Source organism: Pseudomonas sp. P5_B2 (assembly GCF_056400445.1).
Genome location: NZ_JBFULH010000252.1, coordinates 1 through 6,043, shown reverse-complemented (window position 1 = coordinate 6,043; position 6,043 = coordinate 1). Strand labels below are relative to the sequence as shown.

8 protein-coding genes and 1 pseudogene are annotated in these 6,043 nt (G+C 58.6%); 7 read left to right on the top strand and 2 right to left on the bottom strand.

The features are described from left to right. Nucleotides 1-115: 115 nt before the first annotated feature. Complete coding sequence (locus AC1DRJ_RS17490; RefSeq protein ID WP_477803257.1) at nucleotides 116-640, top strand: DUF6586 family protein; 525 nt, start codon at nucleotides 116-118, stop codon at nucleotides 638-640. Nucleotides 641-792: 152 nt separating this feature from the next. Beyond that, the gene (locus AC1DRJ_RS17485) at nucleotides 793-1,026 is read left to right on the top strand and encodes a hypothetical protein (protein WP_477803258.1); all 234 of its coding nucleotides are present in this window, start codon (nucleotides 793-795) and stop codon (nucleotides 1,024-1,026) included. 90 nt (nucleotides 1,027-1,116) lie between these two features. On the opposite strand, the gene sulA is transcribed toward AC1DRJ_RS17485, so the two are convergent. Beyond that, complete coding sequence (sulA, locus tag AC1DRJ_RS17480; RefSeq protein WP_477803256.1) at nucleotides 1,117-1,590, bottom strand: SOS-induced cell division inhibitor SulA; 474 nt, start codon at nucleotides 1,588-1,590, stop codon at nucleotides 1,117-1,119. A gap of 10 nt (nucleotides 1,591-1,600) precedes the next feature. Further along, complete coding sequence (gene lexA, locus AC1DRJ_RS17475) at nucleotides 1,601-2,209, bottom strand: transcriptional repressor LexA (protein ID WP_477803255.1); 609 nt, start codon at nucleotides 2,207-2,209, stop codon at nucleotides 1,601-1,603. A 229-nt stretch (nucleotides 2,210-2,438) separates the two neighbouring features. On the opposite strand from lexA, the gene AC1DRJ_RS17470 reads away from it, so the two are divergent. The 5 genes and pseudogenes from AC1DRJ_RS17470 to AC1DRJ_RS17450 form a co-directional block, all read left to right on the top strand. After that, nucleotides 2,439-3,146 (top strand): TetR/AcrR family transcriptional regulator, encoded by a 708-nt coding sequence (locus AC1DRJ_RS17470; RefSeq protein WP_477803254.1) that lies wholly within the window; start codon nucleotides 2,439-2,441, stop codon nucleotides 3,144-3,146. 158 nt (nucleotides 3,147-3,304) lie between these two features. Continuing rightward, nucleotides 3,305-4,315: a beta-N-acetylhexosaminidase gene (nagZ, locus tag AC1DRJ_RS17465; protein ID WP_477803253.1), complete on the top strand. Its 1,011-nt coding sequence runs from the start codon at nucleotides 3,305-3,307 to the stop codon at nucleotides 4,313-4,315. A gap of 12 nt (nucleotides 4,316-4,327) precedes the next feature. Then, nucleotides 4,328-5,065 carry an S-methyl-5'-thioinosine phosphorylase gene (locus tag AC1DRJ_RS17460; protein WP_477803252.1) on the top strand — a complete coding sequence of 246 codons (738 nt, stop codon included), beginning with the start codon at nucleotides 4,328-4,330 and terminating at the stop codon, nucleotides 5,063-5,065. Between the two features lie 60 nt (nucleotides 5,066-5,125). Beyond that, a complete protein-coding gene (locus tag AC1DRJ_RS17455) occupies nucleotides 5,126-5,473 on the top strand; it encodes an SWIM zinc finger family protein (protein WP_477803251.1) in 348 nt (115 codons plus the stop codon). Continuing rightward, nucleotides 5,430-6,043: pseudogene (locus AC1DRJ_RS17450) on the top strand (DEAD/DEAH box helicase); the annotation flags it as partial. The gene AC1DRJ_RS17455 and the pseudogene AC1DRJ_RS17450, both read left to right, overlap by 44 nt.

The window sequence follows — 6,043 nt, the reverse complement described above, 5'->3', positions numbered from 1 at the left end:
TGACAACCCTCGGGCTTCATGCGGCCTTTTTGTTTTGTGCTTGCGGGAGGCGGATGTGATCCACGACACTGTCTGACCTGCGTGAAGCAATTATTTCGATGTGGAGGCTGCCGTCATGGCCCATGAACTCTATACCCGTACCAATCAGAAGATTTATTTCGCCGGCCTGTCGCTGGAAGCGCTCGCCAGAGCCGAAGAAGGGCGAGCGATGAATTCTCTGGCGCTGATCCAGGCGGGACGCGAATCGGCGTTGTTTCACCTGTACGGTGCCTTGCTGGGGCTTTGCCATGAAATTGCCGGGTTCTATCGCTTGCCTCAGGCCAACGCACCTCGGGCTGAGTTGCTGCTGACTCGTGAAGTGCTCGAAGCCATCGCCATTCCTGAATTGGCTGAGATGGTCGAGCTCGCGCAAAACCATGAAACCTGGTTGGCGAAGCTGCTCGCGGCCCATGCGGCGTTGTTTCAACCACCCCGTGCGCCACACAAACCTAAAGGCGACGTGACTCAGCCGCTGATCCTGGCCGTTAACCTGGATGCCGAAGAGGCGCCTGAAGAGTTGAGCCGGGAAGAGCTTGAAAGCTGGCGTCAGAACCTGAAAGGGTTGGCGATTCGGTTTCGCGAAGGATTGAACGAGTGCTGAAGGATTAGGCGCAAAGTCGGATGCCCCGATGGGGTGTCCGCTCAGGGATGAGTGCAAAAAGATATTTCATTGCCATGACATCTGGTCAACTTGCCGAGCGAAGCCTGACCGATGCCTATATAATCCCCGCCTTTCGTGGAGAACAGACCTTTATGCCTACGTCCTTTCTAGAAATTGTCGAGTTACCAGACGGCCGTATCGAGCTGCGCAGGGCCGAGGACGAGGGTTCTCTGGTTACCTTGGATTTCTCCGCGGATGCCAAAGAGTTCCTGCAAGGTCAGTACGTGGAAGTCGCCAAGGCGATGTTGAGCGTCGGTGTTCAGATGGCAGGACGCCTGGTTGAAGGCGAATTTGATAAGGATCAGGGGACTCGCGTCCTTCATTGATCCCGCTCGTCGGATTACGGAATAGCTACAGTTCGGCTTCTCTATCCTTTGAGAAGCCCCGCGCAGTTCAATGCGCACATTGTTTATCAGTTAGCCCAATCGAATATTCAAGCTCTGTGCGTCCCCGGTTCGGGCGGCGCTGATCAGCTGTTGCCGTGACGTCGTGTTCAAAGGGTTGAGCCAGCTGACCACTGTGTGGCTGCGGCCCAGGCGCAAGGCTTCGCAGGTCAACTGCTGGGCGCTCTGGGTGCCGCGAGGTTGCAGCAACAGAATGCGTTCGCGGTTAAGGCCGGCGTCCCGGAGCCAGGTTTGGGTCAGGCTCGCGGGAGGGGCTATCAGTGTCAACCAGCGTGCGTCCTGGTCCTGACTCAGTTCCCTGAGAATCGGTGCGAGAAGGTTCAAGCAGTTCCCGGCCGCACCACGTAGCGACAGCTCACTGAAGACTTCGGGCTCGGCGCTCCACGGCGACTCGACCACGTCTTTCAGAATCGGCGCCAGGGGTTGCGCCATGAACGCTTCGAACAGCGGCAGTTGGGCTTGCTGTGGTGTGTGTGGGAACTGCATAAAGCCTCCTTTAGCGGCGAATCACGCCGACGCTCAAGCCTTCAATCACCAGTTCCTGATCTTTCAGGTTCACTTCGATAGGGGCAAATTCAGGGTTTTCGGCCATCAACCAGACCTTGCTGCCATCACGCTTGAAGCGCTTGACTGTCACTTCGTCGCCGATTCGCGCGACCACGATCTGGCCGTTTCGGGCTTCGCGTGTGGTGTGTACGGCCAACAGGTCTCCGTCGAAAATACCGACGTCCTTCATGCTCATGCCATGGACGCGCAGCAAGTAGTCGGCGCGCGGATGGAAGAAAGCAGGGTTGATGTTGCAGGACTCTTCGATGTGCTGCTGGGCCAGGATAGGGGCGCCAGCAGCTACTCGCCCAATGATCGGCAAGGTGGACTCGTCGGCCTTGGCTTCGAAGCCTGGAATGCGAATGCCTCGGGAAGCGCCAGGGGTCATCTCGATGGCACCCTTGCGGGCCAGCGCCTTCAGATGTTCTTCCGCCGCGTTGGGCGACTTGAAACCCAGTTCCTGAGCGATTTCCGCGCGGGTTGGCGGATAGCCGTTATCTTCGAGGCAGCGTTTGATGAAGGCCAGAATCTCTGCTTGGCGTGGCGTCAGCTTTAGCATTTTGATCGCTCTGTCTTTTTATACAGTGACTGGGATTATATACAGTGAAAGCATCTTGGCAATGCCCCTTTTTTTGCAGGCTGCCGGACGGTAGATCTGTCCGCCGCTTGAAGCTTTGCCGTTGTGTGGTTAAATAGCTGACCGACCATTCCCAAAACGAACGGCCAAGCTTGACAATACACAGGCTGAAACGTATGTTTCAAACAAGTGTTTGTCAGGCGGAGTAGCCATGGCCCAGTCGGAAACCGTTGAACGCATTCTCGATGCTGCCGAGCAGTTGTTCGCGGAAAAAGGTTTCGCAGAAACCTCATTGCGTCTGATCACCAGCAAGGCCGGTGTGAATCTGGCGGCGGTGAACTATCACTTCGGCTCCAAGAAGGCGTTGATTCAAGCCGTCTTTTCGCGATTTCTCGGGCCATTCTGCATTAGCCTCGATAAAGAGCTCGAACGGCGTCAGGCCAAGCCTGAAAACAAGCCGACCCTTGAAGAGCTGCTGGAAATCCTCGTCGAGCAAGCCCTTGTCGTGCAACCGCGCAGCGGCAACGACCTTTCCATCTTCATGCGTCTGCTGGGTCTGGCATTCAGTCAGAGCCAGGGCCACTTGCGTCGTTATCTGGAAGACATGTACGGCAAGGTGTTCCGCCGCTACATGATGCTGGTCAACGAAGCCGCACCGCGTATTCCGCCGATTGAACTGTTCTGGCGCGTGCACTTCATGTTGGGTGCTGCGGCGTTCAGCATGTCGGGGATCAAGGCCCTGCGCGCGATTGCCGAGACCGATTTCGGCGTCAACACCTCCATTGAGCAGGTGATGCGCCTGATGGTGCCGTTCCTCGCTGCGGGCATGCGTGCCGAAACCGGCGTGACCGACACGAACATGGCCAGCGCGCAACTGCGTCCACGTAGCAAGACCGTCTCGGCTGCCGCCAAGGTTTAACCGCGCACGGGTGGGCGCGGCAGCTGACATCCGCTAAGCTAGCCGCCCATGCCGACTCTCGTTTTGAACCTGTCCCCCATTTGTAACGCCGACCTGCCGGGCATTGCCCAAGGCGGTGCATGCGTGCGGGCCGGTTTTCTCGTTCTCAAGGAATCTCTATGACTGCTGGCCTGCAAGGCTCGTTGATGGTGGACGTCGCCGGTACCTGGCTGACGGCCGAAGATCGCCAATTGTTGCGCCAGCCCGAAGTGGGCGGCTTGATCATTTTTGCCCGCAACATTGAAAACCCGCGCCAGGTGCGCGAGTTGAGCGCCTCGATTCGCGCTATTCGTCCCGATCTGTTGCTGGCAGTGGACCAGGAAGGTGGCCGCGTTCAGCGTCTGCGCAGAGGCTTCGTGCGACTGCCAGCCATGCGCGCCATCGCCGACAACCCGAATGCCGAATACCTGGCAGAGCAATGCGGCTGGATCATGGCCACCGAAGTGCTGGCCGTCGGTCTCGACCTCAGTTTCGCCCCGGTGCTGGATCTGGACTACCAGCGCAGCGCTGTTGTTGGTACCCGTTCGTTCGAAGGTGACCCGGAGCGCGCAGCGCTGCTGGCCGGTGCATTCATCCGTGGCATGAACAGTGCTGGCATGGCCGCCACCGGCAAGCATTTCCCCGGCCATGGCTGGGCTGAGGCGGATTCCCACGTCGCCATCCCGAACGACGAACGTAGCCTCGACGAGATCCGCGCCAACGACCTGGTGCCGTTCGCCAAGCTGAGCAAACAGCTGGCCGCCGTCATGCCTGCTCACGTTATTTACCCGCAAGTCGACGCCCAGCCTGCCGGCTTCTCCCGCCGCTGGTTGCAGGACATCCTGCGCGGCGAGCTACAGTTCGATGGCGTGATTTTCAGCGATGACCTGTCCATGGCCGGTGCCCACGTGGTCGGCGATGCCGCCAGTCGTATCGAAGCCGCGCTCACCGCCGGTTGCGACATGGGCCTGGTGTGCAACGATCGCGCCGCTGCCGAACTGGCGCTGAGCGCCGCCCAGCGCCTGAAGGTCAAGCCGTCCGAGCGTATTGCGCGGATGCGCGGTCAGTCATACGCCAATATCGAATATCGTCAACACCCGCGCTGGCTAGCAGCTGTCGGGGCCCTCAAAGAGGCTCAACTGATCGAATAAGGACTGTGCGTCATGACGGTTTACGCGATTATCGGTGGCACCGGCCTGACTCAACTCGAAGGCCTGAGCATTCGTCAGTCGCTGGCGGTGGACACGCCTTACGGCGCCCCTTCAGCTGAAGTGCAGATCGGTGAATACGCGGGCAAGGACGTGCTGTTCCTCGCGCGTCACGGTCATCCCCACCGTTTTCCGCCGCATCAGGTGAACTACCGCGCCAACCTCTGGGCATTGAAGCAGGCGGGCGCACAAGCGATCCTCGCGGTCAACGCTGTGGGTGGGGTTCATGCGGCCATGGACACCGGGCATTTCTGTGTGCCACATCAGTTGATCGATTACACCTTCGGTCGTGAGCACACCTATTTCGCCGATGACCTGGAACACGTCACCCACATCGACTTCACCCATCCCTACAGCGAGGCGCTGCGCCAGCAGCTGATTGCGGCACTGGCGGCCCAAGGCGTTGGTTACAGCGGCCAGGGCGTGTACGCCTGCACTCAGGGTCCCCGCCTGGAAACCGTCGCTGAAATCGCGCGTCTTGAGCGTGATGGTTGCGACATCGTGGGCATGACCGGCATGCCGGAAGCGGCACTGGCGCGTGAACTGGAACTCGATTATGCATGCCTGGCGCTGGTGGTGAACCCGGCGGCGGGTAAGTCGGCGGCAGTGATTACTATGGCCGAGATCGAACAGGCTTTGCGTAACGGGATGGGGAAGGTGAAGTCGACGTTGGCGCGGGTGTTGGCGGGTTGAGTTTCGGCAGCCAGATGCAATGTTGGCTGTCTCACATGGATTTTAAGCGGCGTTGATTTCATGACGACACTAGTTGAGCAACTTCATGCGCTCCCTTGGGCGGAGGTGTTCAGTCATCGCGCTCAGGACAAGGCTCGCAACTACGCGGATGAGGATCGGGTAACGATCCAACAAATCGAAGACCTGATGGTCATCGCGACATGTATTGGCTCCGGGACTCACGAGTACGAGCAGGTCATTGCTCTCGTCGAAGATCCGAATGGGCGAAAGCGGCTCGAATGTACGTGTTCCTGCCCCGTTATTTTCAATTGCAAGCATTGCGCCGCGGTCATCTATCATCTGCAAGATCATTCCGTTAAGACCTTTGACCTCAGGCATGAAGAGAACAGGTCAGTTTGCCTGGGCTGAACAAGCCAACGGCAGTTTTCGTCCTCAATGGGGCAGTGACGAAGCGCCAGTTGAAACGATCCTGGCTCTGGAGCCTTTGTACTATTTGGATCGCGAGCGGCTTCAAGTCGGGTTGTTGACCAACGAGCTGGATGAAAAACTGGCGTGTCACTTATCGTTGGCCCCTGATATTCCAGCACGTCAGGCGATGCAGTTCAGCCAGCGGATGTCTGCCGCGACCCGGGTAGCACCACCTCCGCGCGCTCTGACGGAACGGATCATCGACGGCATTTTTCCTCAGGCTCACCTCATACTCGCCAGCGGCAAGCGTTACACGCGCTGGCAGTACGAACTTGAGCACCGTGCGGCATTGGCGTTCACCTATAACGGGCATCCGACGTCGGACAGAAACCCGGAGGTATTGATCCTTGCGGGTACTGAAACCCAGCGAATTCAGCGTCAGCCCGCCGCCGAAAAAGCTTTGCGCCAGCTCCTGCAGAAACAGGGCTTTAAAAAGGCCACGCGCAAAAGTAGCGTGGATCGCCCGGGCGAGATGTTCACGCTGTCGGATGATTCAGCCTGGCTCGCCTT